The organism is Actinacidiphila epipremni (assembly GCF_012034175.1).
In the GTDB taxonomy this organism is placed as follows: Bacteria; Actinomycetota; Actinomycetes; order Streptomycetales; family Streptomycetaceae; genus Actinacidiphila; species Actinacidiphila epipremni.
The window spans coordinates 1-23,681 of record NZ_JAATEJ010000018.1; the positions used below are offsets into that span (position 1 = coordinate 1).

Annotated in this window: 20 protein-coding genes and 1 pseudogene; 5 read left to right on the top strand and 16 right to left on the bottom strand. The window is 73.9% G+C overall.

Annotated features, from left to right (window positions below):
* Positions 1 to 344 (bottom strand): annotated as a pseudogene (locus HCN08_RS21070) (XRE family transcriptional regulator); the annotation flags it as partial.
* A gap of 165 nt (positions 345 to 509) precedes the next feature.
* Here HCN08_RS21070 and HCN08_RS21075 point away from each other — a divergent pair.
* Positions 510 to 680, top strand: coding sequence for a hypothetical protein (locus HCN08_RS21075; RefSeq protein WP_167984747.1), 171 nt, complete (start codon positions 510 to 512; stop codon positions 678 to 680).
* Positions 681 to 780: 100 nt separating this feature from the next.
* Positions 781 to 1,653: an aKG-HExxH-type peptide beta-hydroxylase gene (locus HCN08_RS21080; protein WP_206319055.1), complete on the top strand. Its 873-nt coding sequence runs from the start codon at positions 781 to 783 to the stop codon at positions 1,651 to 1,653.
* Between the two features lie 11 nt (positions 1,654 to 1,664).
* Here the strand turns inward: HCN08_RS21080 and HCN08_RS21085 are convergent, their stop codons facing one another.
* The gene (locus HCN08_RS21085; RefSeq protein ID WP_167984749.1) at positions 1,665 to 2,348 is read right to left on the bottom strand and encodes a pentapeptide repeat-containing protein; all 684 of its coding nucleotides are present in this window, start codon (positions 2,346 to 2,348) and stop codon (positions 1,665 to 1,667) included.
* 123 nt (positions 2,349 to 2,471) lie between these two features.
* Positions 2,472 to 3,785 (bottom strand): glycoside hydrolase family 10 protein, encoded by a 1,314-nt coding sequence (locus HCN08_RS21090; protein ID WP_167984750.1) that lies wholly within the window; start codon positions 3,783 to 3,785, stop codon positions 2,472 to 2,474.
* A 351-nt stretch (positions 3,786 to 4,136) separates the two neighbouring features.
* On the opposite strand from HCN08_RS21090, the gene HCN08_RS21095 reads away from it, so the two are divergent.
* Positions 4,137 to 6,923: a cellulose binding domain-containing protein gene (locus HCN08_RS21095; protein ID WP_167984751.1), complete on the top strand. Its 2,787-nt coding sequence runs from the start codon at positions 4,137 to 4,139 to the stop codon at positions 6,921 to 6,923.
* A 126-nt stretch (positions 6,924 to 7,049) separates the two neighbouring features.
* Positions 7,050 to 7,907 (top strand): 3-hydroxybutyryl-CoA dehydrogenase, encoded by an 858-nt coding sequence (locus HCN08_RS21100; protein WP_167984752.1) that lies wholly within the window; start codon positions 7,050 to 7,052, stop codon positions 7,905 to 7,907.
* 33 nt (positions 7,908 to 7,940) lie between these two features.
* On the opposite strand, the gene HCN08_RS21105 is transcribed toward HCN08_RS21100, so the two are convergent.
* The 9 genes from HCN08_RS21105 to infC form a co-directional block, all read right to left on the bottom strand.
* Positions 7,941 to 8,855, bottom strand: coding sequence for an ABC transporter ATP-binding protein (locus HCN08_RS21105; RefSeq protein WP_167984753.1), 915 nt, complete (start codon positions 8,853 to 8,855; stop codon positions 7,941 to 7,943).
* A 40-nt stretch (positions 8,856 to 8,895) separates the two neighbouring features.
* Positions 8,896 to 10,056, bottom strand: a complete 1,161-nt coding sequence (locus tag HCN08_RS21110) for a PP2C family protein-serine/threonine phosphatase (RefSeq protein WP_240970297.1) — start codon at positions 10,054 to 10,056, stop codon at positions 8,896 to 8,898.
* A 491-nt stretch (positions 10,057 to 10,547) separates the two neighbouring features.
* Positions 10,548 to 13,031 (bottom strand): phenylalanine--tRNA ligase subunit beta, encoded by a 2,484-nt coding sequence (pheT, locus tag HCN08_RS21115; protein WP_167984754.1) that lies wholly within the window; start codon positions 13,029 to 13,031, stop codon positions 10,548 to 10,550.
* On the bottom strand, positions 13,031 to 14,164 hold the full coding sequence (gene pheS / locus HCN08_RS21120; RefSeq protein ID WP_167984755.1) for a phenylalanine--tRNA ligase subunit alpha: 1,134 nt from the start codon (positions 14,162 to 14,164) through the stop codon (positions 13,031 to 13,033). Before pheS ends, pheT begins: the two co-directional genes overlap by 1 nt.
* Before the next feature lie 204 nt (positions 14,165 to 14,368).
* On the bottom strand, positions 14,369 to 15,571 hold the full coding sequence (locus HCN08_RS21125; protein ID WP_167984756.1) for a sensor histidine kinase: 1,203 nt from the start codon (positions 15,569 to 15,571) through the stop codon (positions 14,369 to 14,371).
* A gap of 43 nt (positions 15,572 to 15,614) precedes the next feature.
* Entirely contained in the window at positions 15,615 to 16,475 is an 861-nt protein-coding gene (locus tag HCN08_RS21130) for a TrmH family RNA methyltransferase (protein ID WP_167984757.1), read from the bottom strand.
* A 144-nt stretch (positions 16,476 to 16,619) separates the two neighbouring features.
* Positions 16,620 to 17,003, bottom strand: coding sequence for a 50S ribosomal protein L20 (gene rplT / locus HCN08_RS21135; RefSeq protein ID WP_031515209.1), 384 nt, complete (start codon positions 17,001 to 17,003; stop codon positions 16,620 to 16,622).
* Between the two features lie 98 nt (positions 17,004 to 17,101).
* Positions 17,102 to 17,296 (bottom strand): 50S ribosomal protein L35, encoded by a 195-nt coding sequence (rpmI, locus tag HCN08_RS21140; RefSeq protein ID WP_031515208.1) that lies wholly within the window; start codon positions 17,294 to 17,296, stop codon positions 17,102 to 17,104.
* 105 nt (positions 17,297 to 17,401) lie between these two features.
* Complete coding sequence (gene infC, locus HCN08_RS21145; protein WP_167984877.1) at positions 17,402 to 18,094, bottom strand: translation initiation factor IF-3; 693 nt, start codon at positions 18,092 to 18,094, stop codon at positions 17,402 to 17,404.
* Between the two features lie 341 nt (positions 18,095 to 18,435).
* Here infC and HCN08_RS21150 point away from each other — a divergent pair, with 341 nt between their 5' ends.
* A complete protein-coding gene (locus HCN08_RS21150; protein ID WP_167984758.1) occupies positions 18,436 to 18,807 on the top strand; it encodes a DUF1844 domain-containing protein in 372 nt (123 codons plus the stop codon).
* 18 nt (positions 18,808 to 18,825) lie between these two features.
* Here HCN08_RS21150 and HCN08_RS21155 read toward each other — a convergent pair whose 3' ends face one another.
* From HCN08_RS21155 to HCN08_RS21170, 4 genes are all read right to left on the bottom strand, one after another.
* The gene (locus HCN08_RS21155; protein ID WP_167984759.1) at positions 18,826 to 19,629 is read right to left on the bottom strand and encodes an aquaporin; all 804 of its coding nucleotides are present in this window, start codon (positions 19,627 to 19,629) and stop codon (positions 18,826 to 18,828) included.
* 159 nt (positions 19,630 to 19,788) lie between these two features.
* Positions 19,789 to 20,523: an SseB family protein gene (locus HCN08_RS21160; RefSeq protein WP_167984760.1), complete on the bottom strand. Its 735-nt coding sequence runs from the start codon at positions 20,521 to 20,523 to the stop codon at positions 19,789 to 19,791.
* Between the two features lie 344 nt (positions 20,524 to 20,867).
* A complete protein-coding gene (gene mycP / locus HCN08_RS21165; protein WP_167984761.1) occupies positions 20,868 to 22,304 on the bottom strand; it encodes a type VII secretion-associated serine protease mycosin in 1,437 nt (478 codons plus the stop codon).
* Positions 22,301 to 23,245, bottom strand: coding sequence for a hypothetical protein (locus HCN08_RS21170; RefSeq protein ID WP_206319049.1), 945 nt, complete (start codon positions 23,243 to 23,245; stop codon positions 22,301 to 22,303). Before HCN08_RS21170 ends, mycP begins: the two co-directional genes overlap by 4 nt.
* Positions 23,246 to 23,681: the final 436 nt, after the last annotated feature.

The following is a 23,681-nucleotide window of genomic DNA, read 5'->3' on the forward strand; positions in this document are numbered from 1 at the left end:
GTGTGTCCCAGAAGGTGCGATGCAGCCGCAGCGGTGGAGTTGTTGAGGAACGACCTGCGGTTCACGGGCTGCTCCATATCGCCTGCGCAACTGTTCTGAGCCGTCGGTTCGAATCCAAGCTCTTCCAGAGAACACCCGAACACCGCCTCCAGGGCAAGCCGCGTACGCTTCCAGGGGCGTCGGGTTCTTCCCGTGACCCAATACCTCACCATGCGGTCGCTGACAGTGCCCTCTTCACCATGCTCACGCAGCCAGTCGTTCAGCACTTCGGCCAACTCCGCCTGCCCGAAGCCTGCCTCAGCGATCTTGCGCCGAAGAAGCGCATTGCCCGTCGATGCACTCACAGTAGCGACGCTGTGACATACGGGTGCCGGTGTCAAGGGACGGCCCCTTCGAGAGTTTCCGGTTCTCCGCGAGTGCGCCTCACGGAGCGTTTCCTCCTCAGGCGGATCGGCGACCCGTTCACTGAAGACCGATGCACACCGTTCCCTTCGGAAAGAGGTACGCCAGTGAAGCCCATGGTGCCGACGAGCGAGCCGGCCATCTCCGACGACGCCCTGAACGACCTGGTCTCCGCAATCAAGGAGGACCCGGTCGGGGTCGTGACCGGCGTGATGACGCGCGTGGTCGCGTCGAGGAGCGACGCGAACAACTGCATGATGGGCGGCTGGACCGCCTGACCGGCAGCCCGGCGCCCCGACTTCCGAACGCGCCCGGGGCGGGGACACCACGTCTCGGGCGCGCGCCAGACCACGTCAAGGGGGATCCCTCGTGCACTTCATGAACCTCGGCCACACCTACGAGAACACGGCGCGGATGGTCTCCGCGCTCATTCGCGAATACCCCACGGCAGAGGAACTGCCGGCCGCGTACCGAAAGGCCATCAGTACGCTCCGGCCCCTGCCGGCCCATTACAACGACGACAAGAACAACAACCACGCCGCCATCACCTTCGAGGACGGCGGATGGGCGGGCCACTGCCTCAACCACGGGATCTTCGACCACATCTTCGGCGGGGCCACGCCGAGCGACGCCGCCACTCGTGACGGCTGGCGGGGGAACATCACCGCGGCTCTCCGGCACCTCCGCGACGTGAGTCCGGGTCTCCACCGGATGGTCCGGCTGTTGGTGACGGACATCGTGGTCCTGAACTCGGGGGCGGACGGCGGAGGTTCCGCCTCCCAGATGCCCGGCGTCGTCGTCATGAGCCCTGGCCGCGGGTGGAAGGTGCCGCAGTACGCCGAGTGCCTGACACACGAGGCCATGCACCTCAACCTGTTCGTCGCAGACACGGTTTACGGCACCTTCGCCCTGCCGTCCACCGACCTGGAGGCCGACGAACACCGCGCTCTCTCGGCCGTCAAGATCGGCCGGAAGAGGCCGCTGGACAAGGCGTTTCACGCGGCAGCCGTCACCGTTCCGCTGATGTACCTGCAGCACCGGCGCGGCACCACCGAACTCATCGACCTCTACACGCAGTCGCTGCGCGACGCCTGCGCGGACCTGGCCTCGCACCGCAGCGTCTTCACCGACTACGGCGCGATGCTCCTGGACGAACTGTGCGGCTTCGCAGACGACATCGACTTCGCGCACGTCGCCAGGACCATCACCGATCCCGCGTACGCGGGATACCGGCCGGCGGTGGCCGCCTAGGCGGGCTCCCACTACTCGAAGAGGATTCCCACTTCGCGTGCAAGGCTCAGGGCCAGCTCCATTGCCCCTGGGCCTTGCACAGTTGCGCCTTTGAAATGGGCCACTCCCGCTACGTCGACCAGCGTCGAGTTCTCAAACCGGACGTTACCCATGGCGACGTTGCCGAACTGTGCACCCGTGAGGTCGCAGTTCACGAAACGCACGTTGTGCATCTCCGAGAACTGGAAGTCGGCTCCAGCCATACGGCAGTCGACAAACGCCACGGCGTAGATCTTCGCGTTCCGGTACATGGCCGGCGCACTGACACAGCTCTCGAAGGTCACGTCGCGAAAAGTGCCGGATTTCCACGAGGAGCCCGTCATACGGCTGCCCGTCACGTGACAGCGCACCAGCGACACGTTCTGCGCCGAGACCTCGGCGAAGTCACATGTCTCGATCCGCGAGTCGCTGATCTGACTCTGGCGCAGGCGAGTCCCGGCGAAACGCAGGTTGCTGAAGATGCAGCCCTCTATCTCAACCGCCTCGACGTCCCGGGCGGCCAAGTGGCTTCCGTCGTAACGCACCTGCCGAATGACCACATCATCCTCGAAGTCGTCCCTGGGGAATTCCGCTTGTCGCAGCACAGTGGGAAGGCGCGGAGAGGCCGGATTCTTCACTCGTGTGGTCTTGCCGAGTTTCCGGTCGGTTGGAGGCATGCGTCGATAGTCCGTTTCACCGATGGGGAAGCGACTGGATACTCCACCCTACGACGAGTCGGCGCTCCGTATCGACGATCTCCCTGCCACCGAAGGAGGACTCGTTCGGTTCAGCGCGTGAAATCAATGCCTCCGCCGCTGGGCGTAGCGGTCCTGGACGAGGGTCATGGCTCCCAAGGGGTCTGCGGCGACCTGCGAGGCCGAGAAGTAGACGTTGCCGCGGACCTCAGGGTAGTGGGCGCAGAGGTCGAGGTGGCGGAGGAGTTCGCGGGGGTCCTGCCACGGGGCCGGTTGGGTCGGGTCGCCGGCTTTGTAGAGGGCCTCGCCGATGTACAGATTCACACCGGTGCCTCGGACGACGTCGGACCACCAGGGGACGAGGGTCGCGTAGTCGGCGGCGGCGAAGCCGATGTTCCAGTAGACCTGGGGGACGATGTAGTCGATCCAGCCGCGCTTGACCCAGCCGCGGGTGTCGGCGTGGAGGTCGTCGTAGGTCTGGACGCCGGCGGTGGTGGCCGAGCCGAGGGGGTCGTTCGCGGCGTTGCGCCATACGCCGAAGGGGCTGATGCCGAACTGCGTGCCGGGGCGGATGGCCTTGATGCGGGCGGCGGTCTCGCGCACCAGCAGGTCGGTGTTGTGGCGGCGCCAGGCGTCGCGGTCGGGGAAGCCGGCGCCGTACGCGGCGTAGGCGGCGTCGTCGTCGAAGACCTGGCCGGCGACCGGGTAGGGGTAGAAGTAGTCGTCCCAGTGCACGGCGTCGACCGGGTAGCGGCGCACCGCGTCGAGCATCGCGTCCTGGACAAAGCGGCGGACCTCGGGCAGGCCCGGGTTGTAGTAGAGCTTGCCGCCGTAGGTGACGGTCCACTCCGGGTGCCGGCGCGCGGGGTGGGTGGGGGCGAGCAGGGCCGGGTCGGCGCTGTTGGCGACACGGTAGGGGTTGAACCACGCGTGCAGCTCCAGGCCGCGGCGGTGCGCCTCGCGCACGGCGGTGCCCAGCGGGTCCCAGCCGGGGTCGCAGCCCTGCGTGCCGGTCAGATACGCCGCCCACGGCTCGTACGGGGAGGGCCAGAAGGCGTCGGCGGTCGGGCGGACCTGGAACATCACGGCGTTGAGCCGGCGCTCCACGGCGAGGTCGAGCAGGTCCAGCAGCTCCTGGCGCTGCTGGGCGGGCGGCAGGCCGGGGGCGGAGGGCCAGTCGGTGTTGGCCACCGTGGCGATCCACATGCCGCGCAGCTCCCGCCGCCGGCCCGGCCGCCGGTGCCGCTCCCCCGCCGGCGCCCCAGCCGCAGCCGCGGCCTGAGCAGCCCGAGCCCCAGGCTGAGCAGCCCCCACCCCAGCCCCCGCCCCAGCCCGGGCCTGCGCCGGCGCCGGCAGCGCGATGGCCGCCGCCACCCCGACCGCGCCGGTTGTGAGCGTTCGCCGCGAGAGCCCTGCCATGCCTGCCTCCTGACGTCGCGCCGGCCCCGCGGCCGGGCATCGTCCATCCCTGCCCCGCGCGCCGCGCCCTTGAACGTACCGGCGCACGCGGGGCGTACGGACGGCGTCCCGCATGACGCACCGTCAACCCGCCGGGCGAGCCGGCCGGTGAGCGGTACGAGCCCCCCGTGCGCCCCGCCGCCCGCCCCGGCAGGGCGGGACCCCCGCGGCCCGGCACCGGCTCACAGGGCTTCTCCGGGAGGAATGCGAGCGCTATCATCGGACCTCTCGTGGGAGCGCTCCCACGCGCATGCACCTCCCCCACCCGCACCGCGCTCCCGTCCGTCCACCCCCACACACAAGGACGTACGCATGCTTCGCAGACCCCTCGCCGCGCTCGTCGCGGCGCTCTCCCTCATCGGCGGCGCCCTGGGCGTCGCGTCGGCCACCGCCGCCGCCACCGGCGCCACCGGCGGCTCCGGCGCGGCGGCGCAAGCCGCACCCGCCGCCGTGGCGGACACGTACACCTGGAAGAACGTGCAGATCGAGGGCGGCGGCTTCATCCCCGGCATCGTCTTCAACCAGTCGGAGAAGAACCTCGCCTACGCCCGCACCGACATCGGCGGCGCCTACCGCTGGAACCAGTCGACGAAGTCCTGGACCCCGCTGCTGGACTCGGCCGGCTGGACGGACTGGAACCGCAACGGCGTGGTGAGCCTGGCCACCGACGCGCTCGCACCCGACAAGGTGTACGCGGCGGTCGGGATGTACACCAACTCCTGGGACCCGGACAACGGCGCCATCCTGCGCTCCTCCGACCGCGGCACGACCTGGCAGGCGACGGCGCTGCCCTTCAAGCTCGGCGGCAACATGCCGGGCCGCGGCATGGGCGAGCGGCTGGCGATCGACCCGAACAAGGACAGCGTGCTCTACTTCGCCGCCCCCAGCGGCAACGGCCTGTGGCGCAGCACCGACTCCGGCGTGACCTGGGCGAAGGTCGCCTCCTTCCCCAACGCCGGCACCTACGTCGCCGACCCCACCGACAGCACCGGCTACCAGAGCGACAACCAGGGCGACGTGTGGGTGACCTTCGACCCGCGCACCGGCACCAAGGGCAGCACCACGCAGACCATTTACGTCGGCGTCGCCGACAAGGACAACACCGTCTACCGCTCCACCGACGGCGGTACGACCTGGTCGCGGCTGGCCGGCCAGCCCACCGGCTACATCGCGCACAAGGGCGTCCTGGACAGCGTCAACGGCTACCTCTACCTCGCCACCAGCGACACCGGCGGCCCGTACGACGGCGCCAAGGGCCAGGTGTGGCGGTACGCGACGGCCACCGGCACCTGGACGAACGTCAGCCCGATGTCGGACGCGGACACCTACTTCGGCTACAGCGGCCTGAGCGTGGACCGGCAGCACCCCGGCACGGTCATGGTCACCGGCTACAGCTCCTGGTGGGCGGACACCCAGATCTTCCGGTCCACCGACAGCGGCGCCACCTGGACCCGCGCGTGGGACACCCCCAGCTACCCGACCCGCAGCGACCGCTACACCATGGACATCTCCGCCTCCCCGTGGCTGAGCTGGGGCGGCAACCCGGCGCCGCCCGAGGAGGCGCCCAAGCTCGGCTGGATGACGGAGTCGCTGGAGATCGACCCGTTCGACTCCAACCGCATGTGGTACGGCACCGGCGCCACGCTCTACGGCACCGACAACCTCACCAACTGGGACACCGGCGCGAAGTTCACCGTCAAGCCCAACGCCAAGGGCCTGGAGGAGACCTCCGTGCAGGACCTGATCAGCCCGCCCACCGGCGCCCCGCTGATCAGCGCGCTCGGCGACCTCGGCGGTTTTAGGCACACCAGCCTCGACACGGTGCCGCCGATGATGTTCACCCAGCCGAACTTCACCACCACCACGAGCCTGGACTACGCCGGGACGAACGCGAACATCGTCGTCCGGGTCGGGAACATCGACTCCGGCGCGCATGTCGCCTTCTCCACCGACAACGGCGCCAACTGGTTCGCCGGCACCGACCCCTCGGGCGCGAGCGGCGGTACGGTCGCGGCGGCGGCCGACGGCAGCGGCTTCGTGTGGAGCCCGTCGGGCACCGGCGTCCAGCACACCACCGGCTTCGGCTCCTCCTGGCAGGCGTCCACCGGCATCCCCACCGGCGCGGCCGTCGCCTCGGACCGGGTGAACCCGAAGAAGTTCTACGGCCTGTCCGGCGGCAGGTTCTACGTCAGCACCGACGGCGGCGCGACCTTCACCGCGACCGCGGCGACCGGGCTGCCCGCCGACAGCGGCAAGCTCAAGGCGCTGCCCGGCACCGAGGGCGACGTGTGGGTCGTCGGCGGCTCGGGCTCCACGTACGGGCTGTGGCACTCCACCAACTCCGGGGCGTCCTTCAGCAAGCTGGCCAATGTGCAGGAGGCCGACACCATCGGCTTCGGCAAGGCCGCGCCCGGCGCCTCCTACCAGGCGCTCTACACCAGCGCGAAGATCGGCGGGGTGCGCGGCATCTTCCGCTCCACCGACGCCGGCGCGAGCTGGGTGCGGATCAACGACGACGCCCACCAGTACGGCGTGACCAACGCGGCGATCACCGGCGACCCGCGGGTCTACGGGCGGGTGTACGTCGCGACGAACGGGCGCGGGATCATCTACGGCGACACGTCGGACACCTCGGGCGGCGGTACGACCCCGCCGACGACACCTCCGACCACTCCCCCGACGACCCCGCCCACCACGCCGCCCACCACACCTCCGACGACTCCGCCGACCACACCGCCCACGACCCCGCCCACCACGCCGCCGACGAGCGCGCCGGCCGGGGCGTGCACGGTCGGGTACACGATCACCAACCAGTGGCCCGGCGGCTTCCAGGCGTCGGTGACGGTCACCAACAAGGGCAGTGCGGCCGTGGCCGGCTGGAAGGTCGGCTGGTCCTTCGGCGCCGGTGAGACGGTGACGTCGCTGTGGAGCGCGGACTACTCCCAGAGCGGCGCGGCGGTCACGGTGACCGCGCCGGGCTGGGCGACCACGATCCCGGCCGGCGGCAACGCCGTCTTCGGCTTCACGGGCGCCGCGCCCGGCACCCCGGCGGTACCGGCCGCCTTCACGCTCAACGGCACGGCCTGCGCCAAGGGCTGACCGACCGCCGGGCCCGCCCGTCCGCCGCGAGCCGGCGGGCGGGCCCGGCGCCGCGTCCGCCGGCGGCCCGGGTAACGTACCGGAGGGTAGGCAGGTGGCGGCGGAGCAGCGTGAAGGGCTGGTCGAGTGGGAGACATCGAGCGCGTCGGAGTCGTGGGCGCCGGTCAGATGGGGTCCGGTATCGCCGAGGTGTGCGCGAAGGCCGGGCTGGACGTCCGGGTCGCGGAGACCACCGGTGAGGCGCTGGAGCTGGGCCGGGGGCGGCTCACCAACTCCCTCGGCAAGGCCGCCGAGCGAGGCAAGATCACCGAGGAGCAGCGGGACGCGGCGCTGGGCCGGCTGAGCTTCACCACCGACCTCGGCGAGTTCGCCGACCGCGACCTGGTCATCGAGGCGGTCGTGGAGGACGAGCGGGTCAAGACCGACATCTTCAAGGTGCTGGACCAGGTGGTGCGGCGCGAGGACGCGATCCTGGCGTCCAACACCTCCTCGATCCCGCTGGTACGGCTCGCGGTCGCGACGTCACGGCCGGACCGGGTGCTCGGCATCCACTTCTTCAACCCCGCGCCCGTGCAGGCCCTGGTGGAGCTGATCCCGGCGCTGACCACCGGCAGCGAGACCTTCACGCGCGCGGAGGACTTCGTCGCGAAGGTGCTGGGCAAGCACGCGATCCGGGCGCGGGACCGCTCGGGCTTCGTCGTCAACGCGCTGCTGGTGCCGTATCTGCTGTCGGCGATCCGGATGTACGAGTCGGGTATCGCGACCCGCGAGGACATCGACAACGGCATGGAGATGGGCTGCGCCCACCCGATGGGGCCGCTCAAGCTGTCGGACCTGATCGGCCTGGACACGGTCGCGGCGATCGCCGACTCGATGTACGCGGAGTACAAGGAGCCGCTGTACGCGGCGCCGCCGCTGCTGCAGCGGATGGTGGACGCCGGACGGCTCGGCCGGAAGTCCGGGGCGGGCTTCTACCCGTACTGAGCGGGTTCGCGGGGCCGCGGCGGCCCGGGCCCGTCAGCCGGCCGGGCCCGGGGGGCCGGGGTCTGCCGGCCCGGGGCCGTCGGAGTGCGACTCGTACGCCTTGACGACGTCGTCGGTGGGGCCGTCCATCAGCAGCTCGCCCTTCTCGATCCACAGCACCCGGTCGCAGGTGTCGCGGATGGCGTTGTTGCTGTGGCTGACCAGGAAGACGGTGCCGGCCTCCTTGCGCAGCTCGCGGATCCGCTCCTCCGAGCGCTTCTGGAAGGCGAGGTCGCCGGTGGCCAGCGCCTCGTCGATGAGCAGCACGTCGTGGTTCTTGGCGGCGGCGATGGAGAAGCGCAGCCGGGCGGCCATGCCGGAGGAGTAGGTGCGCATGGGCAGGGAGATGAAGTCGTCCTTGTCGTTGATGCCGGAGAAGTCGACGATGCCCTGGTAGCGCTGCTGGATCTCCTCCTGGGACATGCCCATGGCCAGGCCGCCGAGGATGACGTTGGTGGCGCCGGTGAGGTCGTTCATCAGGGCGGCGTTGACGCCCAGCAGGGAGGGCTGGCCGTCGGTGTAGACCCGGCCGCGCTCGGCCGGCAGCAGGCCGGCGATGGCCTTGAGCAGGGTGGACTTGCCCGAGCCGTTGGAGCCGATGATGCCGATGGCCTCGCCGCGGTAGGCGGTGAACGTCACGCCCTTGACGGCGTGCACGGTCTGCACGGTGGGGGCCTGCTGCCGCAGCAGCAGCCGGCGGAAGGCGGCGGTGGCGTTGCCGCGGCCGGTACCGGAGCCGTAGACGCGGTAGACGACGTGCAGGCCGTCCACGATGACGGTCGGGACCCGCGGCGGCTGCGGCCCGCCCGGCGGCGACTGCGGCGGGGCCGCCTCCCGCGCGGACTGCTCGGCCACGGCGGTCCTCCCTCGGTGGACGCGGACGCTTCCCTTCCGTCCACCGTCGCGCATCGGCGCGGGCGAGGCCAGCGATGTTCTCCGAACGGGCGAGCTAGGTCGCCGACAGGGCCGTGTCGAGGGGGATGCCGGGGCGGGGGCCGCCGTCGCGCAGGAGGACCAGCAGGGCGAGGTCGTCGTCGCAGCGTCCGCCGGTGTGACGCACGACCGCGGCGCGCAGCAGCGACGCGACGTCCGTGCCGCGCACCCGGCGGGACGCCAGCTCCGCGACGGCCTCGGACAGCGCGAAGAAGCGGCCCGCGGCGTCCCGGGCCTCGGCCACGCCGTCGGTGTGCAGCAGCAGGCCCTCGCCGGGCTCCAGCCGGTCCCGGCTCACCAGGACGGGAGTGCCGGCCGGGTCGAACAGGCCGAGCGGCGGCAGCGGCTCGGCCAGCGGCAGCAGACCCGTGCGCGGGCCGAGGACGTACGGCGCGGGGTGGCCGCAGTTGACGGCGAGCAGCGCGCCGTCCTCGGTGAGCTGCACGATCTGCAGGGTCGCGAACTCCTCGGCGTCCTCCGCCTCCTCCGGCGCGGCGCCCGCCGCGCCGGCGCGCTCGGCCAGGTGGCGCTGCATCGCGCCGTCCAGCCGGCCCAGCACGCCGGCGAGTTCCGGCTCCTGGTGGGCGGCCTCGCGGAAGCTGCCCAGCAGGGCGGCGACCAGGCCGATCGCGGGCAGGCCGTGGCCGCGGGCGTCCCCGATCAGGACGCGCACGCCGAAGGGGGTGGCCAGGACCTCGTAGAAGTCGCCGCCGATCCGGGCGCCGTGGCTGGCGGAGACGTATTCGCCGGTCACCAGGAGGCCGCCGACCTTGCGGGGCAGGGAGGGCAGCAGGACCTGCTGGGCGGCGGCGGCGATCTCGCGGGTGCGGTCGAGCTCGGCGGTCATGAGGGTGTGGCGGCCGGCGGTCCACATCCCGGCGGCTATCACCGCGAGCACCGCGCCGGCGGCGCCCGCGGCGGTGCCCGCCGAGAGCTGCACGGAGTCGTCCGCGATGTCGGTGCCGAGCGCGGCGAGGGCGAGCGTGCCGCTGGCCAGGACGTCGAGGCGGCGGGCGCCGGTCGCGACGGTGAGCGCGGGGGTTGCCACGAGGGCGGGCAGGACGTCGGTGCCGTCGGGCACGGCCCAGGCGAGCAGGCCCATTGCGGTGAGCCACCCGGCCGACATCACGGCCCACGGTGCGCGGGCCCGCCCCCAGAGGGTTCGCTTCAGCCTCATCCAGCCGGCTCCCCCTTGCGGCTCGCGTCGACGCGCACCATTCTTGCGCCCCGAGCTCGCCCTTCGCGCCTCCCGAGGCCCACCCTCACCCGAACGAGCGAGCTTCCCCTCCCCCCGTTGCCGCCCCACCCTGCCCCTCGGGCCCGTCCCCCCCCCGGGGCTGCGCCCCGAAGAGCCCCTTGAGCCCGTCCCGCGAACGTCCCTTTCGCCATGGCTTGCCGCGCAGTTCCCCGCGCCCCTGGTTTGCCGGCCCGCGCGGCAAAAGGCCGGCTCACGAGGGGCCGGCACGTGCGCGTGAGGGCAACCAATCAGGGGCGCGGGGAACTGCGCGACCAGCCCACGTGGACGGATGGTCGCAGGACGGGCTCAAGGGGCTCTTCGGGGCGTAGCCCCGGGCGGGGGACGATCGCGGGGCGGGCTCAAGGGGCAGGGCGGGGCGCAGCCCCGAGGGGGAAGGGCGGGCGCCCCTCCCCCCGGGCTCGCGGTGAGCGTTATGCGCCGCGGAGGGTGGCGTCCGTGTGGCTCGCCGCCGAGGCGATCGCGGCGTCGCGGGCGGCGGAAGCCTCCTCCGCGGTGAGGGTGCGGTCGGGGGCGCGGAAGCGGAGCGCGTAGGCGAGGGACTTGCGGCCCTCGCCGATCTGCGGACCGGTGAAGATGTCGAAGAGGCGGACGGACTCCAGGAGTTCGCCCGCCCCCGCGCGCAGCGCGGCCTCGACGTCCGCGGCGGGGACAGCCGCGTCCACCACGAGCGCGACGTCCTGCGTGGCGACCGGGAAGGTCGACACGCGCGGCCCCGTCGCCCGTTCGCCGCCCGCCGCGGCGAGCAGGTCGAGGTCGACCTCCATCGCGGCGGTGCGCTCGGGCACCCCGAAGGCCTTGCTCACCCGCGGGTGCAGCTCACCGGCGTGGCCGACGACCTGCTCGCCGGCGAGCAGCACCGCGCACCGCCCGGGGTGGAAGGGCGCGTACTGCCCGGCCCGCACGGTGAGGGCGACGCCCGTCTCGCGGGCCACCGTACGCGCCGCCTCGATCGCGTCCGCCCAGCTCGCGGGCTGCGCCCCGCCCCACCAGCCGGCGAGCTCGCGCGCCCCGGCGAGGACCACGCCGACCCGGCGCGGCTGCTCGGGCAGCGCGGCCTCCAGCGCGGCGATCTCCTCGGCGGTCGGGCGCCGGTCGACCGGCAGCCGCGGCGGGAGCAGCCGCTCGGCGCGGGGCAGGAAGACCAGCCCGGTCTCGAAGAGCGCGACGTCGTGCGCGCCCCGCCCGACGTTGCGGCGCAGCGTCGCCAGCAGCCCGGGCAGCAGCGTCGTGCGCAGCGACGGCTCGGTGTCGTCGAGCGGGTTGGCGAGCCGTACGGTGCGGCGCCGGGCGTCGTCCGCGTCGAGGCCGAGCTGGTCGAAGGTCCCGGCGCTGACGAAGGGGTAGCTGGGCGCCTCGACGTATCCGGCGCCGGCCAGCGCCCGGCCGACCCGGCGGCGCAGCAGCTGGTTGCCGGTCAGGCCGCGGCCGGCGGGCGGCTTGGGCAGCGTGGAGGGCAGGTTCTCGTAGCCCTCCAGCCGGATGACCTCCTCGGCGAGGTCGTTGACGTAGTTCAGGTCGGGCCGCCACGAGGGCACGGTGACGGTCAGCTCGTCGGAGCCGGTGACGTCGCAGCCGATCTCCTGGAGCCGGCGCACGACGGTCTCGCGGCCGTACGCGGTGCCGGCGACCTTGTCGGGGTGGTCGGCCCGCATGGTGATGGCGGTCGGCGCGACCGGCGCGGCGATCTCGGTGACGCCGGGCCCGGCGGTGCCGCCGGCGAGCAGCACCAGCAGGTCCACCGTGCGCTGGGCGGCGGCGGAGGTGGCGAGCGGGTCGGTGCCGCGCTCGAAGCGGCGGGACGCCTCGGAGCCGAGCTTGTGGCGGCGCGAGGTGCGGGCGATCGGGATCGGCGCGAAGTGCGCGGCCTCGATGACGACGTCGGTGGAGCCGCCGTCGGCGATCTCGGTGCCGGCGCCGCCCATGACGCCGGCCAGTCCGACGGGCCCGGAGTCGTCGGTGATGACCAGGTCCTCGGGGTCGAGGGTGCGCTCGGCGCCGTCCAGCGTGGTGAGCTTCTCGCCGGCCCGGGCGCGGCGCACCACGATGGGCCCGCTGAGCCGGGAGCGGTCGTAGGCGTGCAGCGGCTGGCCCAGCTCGATCATGACGTAGTTGGTGACGTCGACGGTGAGCGAGATGGGCCGCATGCCGACCTTCTGCAGCCGGCGCTGCAGCCAGATCGGCGAGGCGGCCTCGGGGTCGATGCCGGTGACGGTGCGGGCGGTGAAGCGGTCGCAGCCGGCCGGGTCGGCGAGGGTGACGGGGTAGCCGTCGCCGTTGTGCGCGGGCACGTCGAGCAGCGCGGGGTCGCGCAGCGGCACGCCGTAGGCGATGGCGGCCTCGCGGGCGACACCGCGGATCGACAGGCAGTAGCCGCGGTCGGGCGTGACGGCGATGTCGAGGACCTCGTCGACCAGTTCCAGCAGCTCGATCGCGTCGCTGCCGGGCTCGGGGCCGGGCTGGAGCACGATGATGCCCTCGTGGTCGTCGCCCATGCCCAGTTCGCGCGCGGAGCAGATCATGCCGTGCGAGACATGGCCGTACGTCTTGCGGGCGGCGATCTGGAAGTCGCCGGGCAGGACGCCGCCGGGGAGGATGACCACGACGAGGTCGCCGACGGCGAAGTTGCGGGCGCCGCACACGATCTCCTGCGGCTCGCCGGTGCCGTTGGCGTCGCCGACGTCGACGGTGCAGAAGCGGATGGGCTTCTTGAAGCCCTCCAGCTCCTCGATGGTCAGCACCCGGCCGACGACGAGCGGGCCTTTGACGCCGGCGCCGAGCTGGTCGACGGTCTCGACCTCCAGGCCGGCGGAAATGAGCTTGGCCTGGACGTCGCGGCCGGTGACTCCGGCGGGCAGGTCGACGTACTCCCGCAGCCAAGAAAGCGGGACCCGCATCAGATCTCCATCCCGAACGGGAGGGTGAAGCGCACGTCACCCTCGACGATGTCTCGCATGTCCTCGACGTTGTGGCGGAACATCAGCATCCGCTCGATGCCGAAGCCGAAGGCGAAGCCGCTGTACTTCTCCGGGTCCACCCCGCACGCGGTGAGCACCCGGGGGTTGACCACGCCGCAGCCGCCGAGCTCGATCCAGCCCTCGGAGGAGCAGGTGCGGCAGGGGCGGTCGGGGTTGCCGACGGACTCGCCGCGGCAGACGTAGCAGAGCATGTCCATCTCGGCGGACGGCTCGGTGAAGGGGAAGTGGTTGGGCCGCAGCCGGGTCGTCATGCCCTCGCCGAACAGCGAGACGACCATGTGGTCGAGGGTGCCCTTGAGGTCGGCCATGGTCAGGCCCTCGTCCACCGCGAGCAGCTCGACCTGCGCGAAGACCGGGGTGTGGGTGGCGTCCAGCTCGTCGGAGCGGTAGACGCGGCCCGGCGCGATCACGTACACCGGCAGCTCGCGCTCCAGCAGGGCGCGGATCTGCACCGGCGAGGTGTGGGTGCGCAGCACGACACCGGACTCTCCCCCACCGGAGCCTCCGTCCTCGGGTCCGGCGACGAAGAAGGTGTCCTGCGTCTCGCGGGCCGGGTGGTCGGGCGGGAAGTTCAGCGCGTCGAAGTTGAACCACTCGGCCTCGACCTCGGGGCCTTCTGCGACCTCGTAGCCCATGGCCGTGAAGATGTCCTCGATGCGCTCGGACAGCGTCGTCAGCGGGTGCCGGGCGCCGGCCGGGCGGCGGTCGTAGGGCAGCGTGACGTCGACGGACTCCTCGACGAGCACCCGGGCGTCGCGCTCGGCCTCCAGCTCGGCCTGCCGGGCGGCGAGCGCCTGGTTGACCGCGCCGCGGGCCTGGCCCACCCGCTTGCCCGCCTCGGCCTTGGCCTGCGGCGGGAGGGCGCCGATCTCCCGGTTGGCCAGCGCCAGCGGCGAGCCGCCGCCGGTGTGGGCGGTCTTGACGTGGGTGAGCGCTTCCAGGTCGCCGGCCGCGGCGATCGCGGCGAGCGCTTCGGCGCGCATCCGCTCGATCGCTTCCGGCTTCAGCGCCTCGACCTCGACAGGGTCGTAGGACTTGTTGGGTGCCGACATCTCTTCCCGTTCCGAAAATGGACGATGGTGGTGGGCGCCGTCGCGGGCCACCGCATGGCGGTGGGATCGCGGTGGAGGCTGTGCTGCGTTGTGCTGCCTGTGCTGCCCGACCGGACACATGCCAGGACCCGAGTCTACTGGCGCCGGTACGACCGGCGGTTTCGCCCGTCGTGACCTTCCCGGAGGCCCGGCGGCGGTGCCGCTTCAGGCCAGGTACGCGGGGGCCCCGATGGGCAGCGTAAATCGGAACTCGGCGCCGCCGCCGGCGGCCCTGCCGACGGTGATCGTGCCGCCGTGCGCCTCGACGATGCCCTTGACGATGTAGAGCCCCAGGCCCGTGCCGCCGCGCTTGCTGCCCCGCCAGAAGCGGGTGAACACGCGGCTCATGGACTCCTCCGGGATGCCGGGACCCTCGTCGCTCACGGTGACCGCGGTCGCGTCGGACCGCCGCTCGCCGTCGTCGCCCGGGACGTCGGGCGCCACCTCGATGGTGACGGTTCCCTCGCCGTGGCGCACCGCGTTTTCCAGCAGGTTGCCGAGCACCTGGTCGATCTTGTCCGGGTCGGCCCACAGCGCGGGCAGCGGCTGCGCGACCCGGACGTGGAAGCGGTCGGGCTGCTGGCCCGCGGCGACGTGCGCGTCCACGTGCCGGCGTACGGCGGCGGCGAGGTCGACCGGCTGGCGGCGCACCTCCAGGCGCCCGGAGTCGATCCGGGAGATGTCGAGGAGCTCGGCGATGAGCCGGGTGACGCGGTTGGCGTCGGCGTCGACGGTCTCCAGCATGAGCTTCTTCTGGTCGTCGGTGAAGCGCTCCCATTTCGCGAGCAGCGTCGCGGTGAAGCCCTTGACCGACGTCAGCGGGGAGCGCAGCTCGTGCGCGACGGTGGCGATCAGCTCGGCGTGGCTGCGTTCGGTGCGCCGCCTGGCCTCGGTGCCGCGCAGCGTGACCACCAGCCGCAGCACCGGGCCCGCGGGCCGCTCGCGTACGTACCGGGCGGCGACCAGCACCTCGCGCCCGCCGGGCAGCAGCAGGTTGCGCTCCGGCTGGCCGGTGCGGATGGGCAGTCCCCCGTACGGGTCGGTCAGCGGCCACCAGCGGCGGCCCTCCAGGTCCTCCAGCGGCAGCGCCTGCTCCACCGGGCGGCCGAGCACGTCCTGCGGGCGCAGCCCGCTGATCCGGGCGGCGGCGGCGTTGAAGCACACCACCCGGCCGGTGCGGTCGGCGACCAGCAGCCCGTCGGGCAGGTCGTCGGGGTGCAGCGCGAAGCCGTCGGCGGTGCCGCCCGCGGGGCTGCCGGCCGGGCCGGGATACGGGCCGGGCGCCGGGCCCTCGCCGGGGTCGTGGGGCTGTGCGGCCAGGACCGTCACCCCGCCCTGCGCAGCCTTGTCTGACGCCGTGACACCCATGAGCGCCGCCCCCCTTTCCGGGTCGCCCGGGCGAGCCACCCTACTAGGTGGACGTAACGCTGCGGCACCCTCCGGGCGCACGCTGCTCCCTCGCGGAGGCGTAGAGGCACACCGCGGCGGCGGTGGCGAGGTTGAGGCTCTCGGCGCGCCCGTGGATGGGGACGCGTACGACCTCGTCGGCCAGCGCCCTGGTCTCCTCGGGCAGGCCCCACGCCTCGTTGCCGAAGATCCACGCGGTGGGGCCGCGCAGCGTGCCCTCGTCCATCTCCGCGTCGAGGTCGCGCTGCCCCGCGCCGTCGGCGGCCAGGAGGCGTACGCCGGCGGCGCGCAGGCCCTGGACGGCCTCGGTGACGGGCACGCCGACGGCGACGGGCAGGTGGAACAGGCTGCCGGCCGAGGCGCGGACGGCCTTGGGGTTGTAGAGGTCGACGGAGGCGTCGGTGAGGACGACGGCGTCGGCGCCGGCCGCGTCGGCGCAGCGCAGCACGGTGCCGGCGTTGCCGGGGTCGCGGACGTGGGCGAGCACGGCGACCAGCCGGGGGCGGGTGCGCAGCACCTCGGCGAAGGGCGTGTCGAGGAAGCGGCAGATCCCGACGACGCCCTGCGGGGTGACGGTGTCGGAGATCTCCGCCATGACCTCGGGGGTCGCGGTGAGCACCGGCGCCCCGGCGGCGCGGGCGGCGGCCACCAGGTCGGCGTGCCGCCCGGCGGCCTCGGGGGTGGCGTACAGCTCGACGAGGGTGCGCCCGGCCGGGCCCCCGGAGTGCGCGATCGCCTCCCGTACCGCCTGCGGCCCCTCGGCCAGGAACCGCCGCTCCTTGCCGCGGAAGCTGCGCCGGGCCAGCCGGTGCGCGGCGGTGACCCGCGCGGAGCGCAGCGAGGTCAGCTCGGGGGTGGTGGCCATGGGGGTGGTGGCTCCAGGGGGTTCAGTGGCCTCGGCCGGGTGCGGCGCCAAGTCCGGGTCCGGGTCCGAGGGGGCAGCGAACGGGCCCGCGGGGGCGATGCCGCCCACGGGCCCGGGGTACCGCGCTGTGCGCTCGGTGGGGTGTCACGCCGCCTTCGGGGCGTTCACGTCCGCGGGCAGCGCCTTCTGCGCGACCTCGACCAGCGCCGCGAAGGCGTTGGCGTCGTTGACGGCGAGCTCGGCGAGGATCTTGCGGTCCACCTCGACGTTGGCGGCCTTCAGACCCTGGATGAAGCGGTTGTAGGTGATGCCGTTGGCGCGGGCCGCGGCGTTGATCCGCTGGATCCACAGCTGGCGGAAGTCGCCCTTGCGCTTCTTGCGGTCGTTGTAGTTGTAGACCAGGGAGTGGGTGACCTGCTCCTTGGCCTTGCGGTACAGGCGCGAACGCTGACCGCGGTAACCGCTGGCCTGCTCGAGGACCGCCCGGCGCTTCTTCTGGGCGTTGACTGCCCGCTTGACGCGTGCCACTTGATAACTCCTTCTAGGGGACCGCGGACGTACTCACGCGGCCCGAAAGCGAATGGACTCCCGACCCGGGACGGCGCGCCCCGGACGGGGCACGGCCGTCACTTGCCGAGCAGCTTCTTGATCTTCTTGGCGTCCGGGGCGGCGACCTCGACGGTGCCGGTCAGCGCGCGGGTCTTGCTGGACGGCTTGTGCTCCAGCAGGTGGCGCTTGCCGGCGCGCTCGCGCAGCACCTTGCCGGAGCCGCTGATCTTGAAGCGCTTGCTCGCACCGCTGTGCGTCTTGTTCTTCGGCATGGCGCCGTAGTCTCCTCGTCGCTGGCCTCCCGTGCGCCGCTCGGGCACACGGAGAGCGTCAGTTCTGCATTACCACCCGGAGCCGGGGCTCCGGGACGTCTCGTCTCAGCCGGCGTCGGCCGGAGAGTCGGCCGCTGCCTCGGCCGGGGCCTCGGCGTCCGCGTCCGGCTCGCCCGGGGCCTCGCCCTGGCGGCCTGCCTTGCGGGCGGCCTGGGCCTCGCGGGCCTCGGCCATCGCCTCGGTCTTCTTCTTGTGCGGACCGAGGACCATGATCATGTTGCGGCCGTCCTGCTTGGGGTTCGACTCGATGAAGCCGAGCTCCTGGACGTCCTCGGCGAGCCGCTGGAGCAGGCGGAAGCCCAGCTCGGGGCGGGACTGCTCGCGTCCGCGGAACATGATCGTGATCTTGACCTTGTCACCCTGCTTGAGGAACCGGACGACGTGACCCTTCTTGGTGTCGTAGTCGTGCGGGTCGATCTTCGGCCGGAGCTTCATCTCCTTGATGACCGTGTGCGCCTGGTTCTTGCGCGCCTCACGGGCCTTCATGGCCGACTCGTACTTGAACTTCCCGTAGTCCATGAGCTTGCACACGGGCGGACGGGCGTTCGCCGCCACCTCGACCAGGTCGAGGTCGTACTCCTGCGCAAGCTCCAGGGCCTTGGCAAGCGGCACGATGCCGACCTGCTCGCCACTGGGACCGACAAGTCGCACCTCGGGAACGCGAATCCGGTCGTTGATGCGGGGCTCGGCGCTGATGGGGCCTCCTCGGTTGCACCACGCGGCCGATCTGGCGGACAGCCGCGCGTGAGTCTGTCTTCTGTGGACCGACCCGTACCCCAGGCGTTCAGCGTCAGCAAAAACGCCCCGTACGGGACACAGGCGGGGCTCCTCACAACCGGGAGCACCGCCGCGTTATTCCGCGGGGCGCATCGGACGGCACCGGGCGGCGCGTACGCCGGAGGGCGTACGATCCGGACCGGACCGTCTGACCGGGACCCGTCGGCCTTCCGGCCGCTCGGGTGGGAGATCGGAGCCTCCACTTGATGGTCGGACACACCTGTGCCCGACCGGTCGTCCCCCCAGCATAGCAGCGCCGGGCCAAGGGCCGTAATCGGCCGGACGGGGCATATCGTGTCGGCATGAGCGACGTACCTGTCCCCCCCGGCCCCGACCAGGCCCCCGGCTTCGACGACCTGACCCGCGACATCGCCGACGTGCCCGCCGTCGAGGTGATCACCACGGTCGCCGTCCACCTGATGAGCGCGGCGGCGGTCAACCTGGGGCTGGCGGAGGAGGGTGCGCGGCACAAGGACCTCGACGAGGCGCGCAAGCTCATCCAGGCGCTGGCCGGGCTGGTCACCGCGAGCGCCACGGAGATCAGCTCCTTCCACGCCGCGCCGCTGCGCGACGGCCTGAAGTCGCTCCAGCTCGCCTTCCGCGAGGCGTCGGTCGTGCCGGACGAGCCGGGCCAGGGCCCGGGCGAGAAGTTCACCGGCCCGGTCTACGGCTGAGGCTCCGGGGGCCCGGGCTCACGCCTCCGGCCGGCCTTCCGCCCTGGCGGCCGTCTCCTGCTCGGCCGCCGCGGCCCGGGCGGCGTGCACCGCGGCCAGGGCCGGGTGGCTGACCTCGTGGGCGAGTGCGGCGAGCACCGCGCCGATCGGCGGCGCGACCAGGAACAGCCACACCTGGCTCAGCGCCGGGCTGCCGGCGAAGAGCGCGGGCGCGAGGCTGCGCGCCGGGTTCACGCCGGTGCCGGTCAGCGGGATGCCGATCAGGTGCACCGCGGCGAGCGCCATCCCGATGGGCAGCCCGCCGAAGCCGAACACCGCGACCCGGTGGGTGACCGCGAGCCATACGAAGACCAGCAGGAACGTCAGGATGATCTCGGTGACGAACGCGCCGAAGATGTTCACCCCGATGGCGGAGCGGAAGCCGTAGCCGTTGGTGCCGAAGGCGCCGTGCGTCTGGAGCCCCGGCACCTGCTTGGCGACCAGCAGCAGCAGCGCGGCGCCCACGATCGCGCCGAGGAACTGCGCGACCCAGTATTCGACGGCGGTGCGTACGGTGATCCGCCGGGCGACCAGCATGCCCAGCGTGACCGCCGGGTTGACGTGGCTGCCGGAGATCGGCCCGATCGCGTACGCGATGGCGAGCAGCGTCAGGCCGAAGGCGAGCGCGATGCCCAGCGTGCCGATGAACTCGCCGGAGAGCACGGCCGCGCCCACCGCGAAGAAGACCAGCAGGAGCGTGCCGAGGAATTCGCATACGAACGCGCGCTCGTCGTCGGCCGTGCGGCCCTCGGTGATCCTCTTGTAGACCTCTCGGCTGTCCATCCGCGCCTCCGTGACGGTGGTCGGTGTCCGCTCTCGTATTGTCGGCGCGGCGGAGGAAAGCCACATCTCGGCGGTATCCGGGCGACGGAGGGCGGCGGAGGCGGGGAACGGGCGGGGGTACGCCCGGGGGCGTACGGGACGGCGTGGCGGTCGTACGGCTCAGCGGGTGAAGAGCGGTTCGCCCGGCAGCGCGGCGCCGGCCGGCAGGAGGGCGAGGTCCAGGCCCTGGCGCAGGGCGCCGCGCAGCGTGTCGTCGGCGGCGAGGGCGGCGGCGAGCGCCCGGCCGGTGGCGGCGACGTCGGCGTCCGGCGCGAGCACCAGGCCGAGCGTGCCGTCGCTGCCCCGGCCCGGTGTGAGGTGGGCGCGCACGACGCCCGGCTCGGCGGCGACCGCGGCCCGCAGCGCGGCCCGCACCTCCGGGTCCGCCAGCGGCTCGGCCCGGCCGGGCCCGAGCGCGGCGGCCCGCAGCGCGGCGCCGGCCAGCTCGTACGGCACCGGCCCGGCGAGGTCGATCAGCAGCGTGTCGGCGCCTTCCTGCGCGAGCGCCTGCAGGGCCTGGCGCAGCGGTACGGCGACCGGCCGGGCGTCCGGCCGCCAGGCGGCGAGCGCGGCGGTGGAGGTGAACGCGGGCAGCGCGCGGCGGCCGTCCGGGGCCTGGATCGTCGGCACCGCCATGTCGCTGGTCTTCTCCCGGCGCAGCCCGTCGGGGCCGGTCTCCGCCTCGCCCAGCACGGCGACAACCGGGACGAGCAGCCGCGCGGAGTGCAGCGCCTCGATCACCGCGCCCTCCCGCCCCGGGTCGGCCCGCCACGCCGCGAGCGCCGCGGCCAGCGCGGGGACGGCGGAGCCGTCGTCGTCGGGGTAGCCGGGGTCCGGGATGTTCTTCAGCGCCACCCGTGCAGCCTATCGGCCGACCCGCCCGCCTCCGGCGGGGCGGGTGGGGGCGGGCGCGGCCCGCGGCCCGGGGCGTCGTGTGCGGGCCGGCGCGCCCGCTCCCCCCACGCGGCGCGTGGCGGCGAGCGCGGCCCGTGCGGGGCCCGGCGGCCCGGGGGATCGCGTGCGGGCCGCCTTACGGCTGCGCGACGCCGGTACGTACGTGCGGGGGCGCGGCGGACGGGGCGAGAGCTGCCCGTGCGGGGCTCACCTGCCGGGCCGGCGTTACGGCTGCGACGCCGGTACGCGCGGGGCGCGGCGGACGGGACGAGCTGCCTGCGCTGGGCTCCCATGCCGGGTCGGCGTTACGGCTGCGAGGTCGGTGCGTGTGGGGGTGCGGCGGGTGGGGGGGTGCGGCGGGGGCGGGACCAGAGGATGCCGGCCGTCGCTACCAGCGCCGCGCCGATCGCGGCGAAGGCGGCGGCGACGCCGTTGCCGAGGACGCTGGAGCCCTGGGCCGGGCGCGGGGCGGGGTCGGCGCCGTGGGCGCTGCCGAAGTAGCGCTGGGGGTAGTCCGCGGGGACGGGGGCGAGCGGCGCGGGCTTGAGCTTCGCGGCGGCGGCGAGCGCGGCGGCCGGGTCGATCTCGCCGGTGCCGAGCTCGTCGCTCCGGCCGCCGTCGGGCTTGTGCCGGGTGGTGGACTGGAGCACCTGCTTGATCTGCAGCGGGCTCAGCTCGGGGTAGGCGGACCTGAGCAGCGCAACCGCCCCGGAGGCGTACGCGGACGCCGCGCTCGTACCGAGCCCGTCGTAATACTTGCGGTCGGGGTCGGCCATGACGATGTCCTCGCCGGGCGCGGACACCGAGGCGTACCAGCGGTGGGTGGAGAAGGCGGGGTGGCGGCCACTGGAATCGACCGCGGCGACCGCGATGACGCCGGGGTAGGCGGCGGGGTAGGAGGAGCGGTCGGTCTTGTCGCCGCTGTTGCCCGCGGAGGCGACCACGACGACGCCCTTGCCCAGCGCGTACTGGATCGCGTCGGCCTCGGCGGCGACCGGCGCGGCGGTGGCGCTGTCGTCGCCGAGGGAGAGGTTGATGACGTCGGCGCCGTGGTCGACGGCCCACCGGATGCCCTCGGGCAGCGCGCTGCCGCGGCTGGACCTGGCCTTGTCGCGCTGCGGGTCCTTGTCCTCCAGGATCACCCGCACGGGAAGGATCTTCGCCTCGGGCGCGAGGCCCAGGACGCCCTCGGTGCGGCCGGGCCCGTGGCCGTGCCCGGCGATGAGCGCGGCCATGCCGGTGCCGTGGTTGGCCCACGTCTTGTCGCCGCGGGCGGCGCCGAAGCCGATGAGGTCGGTGCCGGTGAGCACCTGGCCGGTGAGGTCGGGGTGGGTGGCGTCGACGCCGGTGTCCAGGACGGCGACGGTGACGCCCGCGCCCTTGGTGGTCTGCCACGCCTTCTGGGCGTGCAGCGCGGTGAGGGCCCACTGCCGGTCCCTGATGCTGTCCGCGGCGGCGGGCCCGCCGCCGGCCGTGAGCAGCACGACGGCCGCGGCGCCGGCGGCCCCGCCGGTGAGCAGCCGCGCGCGCAGCCGCGGGCGGAGGGCGCCGCGCCCCGCCGGCCGGGATGCGGTCCGTGCGGCCCGCGGGGCGGCGGGCGCGCTCGGGGGGCGCTCGGCGTAGGCGCCGGTGCGCGAGGCGGCGCCCGGCTGCGCACCCGGGCCCGCGGCGGGCCCGGAGGGCTCCGCGGCGGCCGGGGCCGGGGGCGGTGTGCCGCCGGGGCGGCGGGTGCGGTGGCTCATCGGGGCTTCTCCGTCGCCGCGGGGGTGGTCGTGCGGGCGCCCGTCGTCGGGTGGAGCTCGGCCGCGACGGTCGCCTGGAGCCGGTCGTCGACGGCCTTGGCCAGGCCCGTGGCGTCGAAGCCGAGGCCCGCCTGGGCGGGGGCGGTGGTGGCGCCGGCGGCGTTCGCGAGGGCCGCCGGCTGCGGGGTGGGGACGGCCCTGCCGTCGGCGAAGCCGCTGACCGCGTAGACGACGAAGGGCAGGTTCGCCGAGACCCGGACGTCCCAACTGCCGCGCTGCGCCGCGCCGAAGCGGCCCGCGGCGGTGCCGGGGAAGGCCACCGGGCGCGGGATGAGGTCGATGCGGTCGCCGAGGTGCTCGGCGGTCCAGCGCTGCGCGAGCGCCCGCATGCCGGCCGCGTCGCCGGCGGTGACGAGCACGCCGACCGTCGTCACGGTGGTGGAGGTGCTGTCGACGTAGGTCGCGCGCAGCAGCTTGGCGCAGCCGGTGGGGGCGAGCACCCGGTCCAGCAGCGGGTCGAACGCGTCGGTGCAGTCGCCGGGTTCGGCGATCCCGATCCGGGTCCAGGTCCGGTCCGCGCCGCCGGGCCCGGCGCCCTTGCCGGCCACGACGGGCGGCAGCAGCGTATCGACCGGCGCCTCCCGCCACACCTGCCGGGCCTGCGCGAACTGCGCCGGGCTCCCGGGCGCCGCGGCGGGCGCGGCCTTCGGCTGGTGCTCCAGGACCGCCCCGGCGGTGGCCCCGCCGATGAGCCCGAGCCCCAGCACGAGGCATACGGCGACGGCGCCGCGTACGGCGACGGTCCGCCGGGGCGCGGGGGTGGGCGCGGGGGCGTACGGGCCGGGCGCGGGGCCGCCGTACGGCCCGAACGGCGGCGGGGCGGCGGCGGGCGCGGGGCTGACCCGTACCGGCCGCGGCGGCTCCACCGGCACCGGCGGCACATGCGCCCCCTCCCCCGCACCCGGCCCGCCCTGCGGCGGCACGGCGGGCGCCGGCGGTGCGGCGGGGCGCCGGGGGGAAGCGGGGGCGGCCGGATCCGTTCCCGGGCCGGCGGGCGAGGGCGCGGGACCGGGGGCGTCCAGGCCGCCCACCCGGGTGCCGGGCCGGGGCGGCGGCGGTGCGGCAGGGCGAGCCGGCGGGGTGCCAGGCGGAGCCACCGGCGACGCGGCAGGCGCAGCCACCTGCGGCGGGGCAGGCGCAGCCACCTGCGGCGGGGCAGGCTGGTCCGGTGACGGGGCGGACGGGGCCGGGGGCCGCGTGGCGGGCGGAGCTACCGGCGGCGCGGCAGGCGGAGCCGGGGGCCGCGTGGCAGGCGGAGCTACCGGCGACGCGGCAGCCGCAGCCAAGGGCGACGCGGCAGGCGCAGCCAACGGCGAC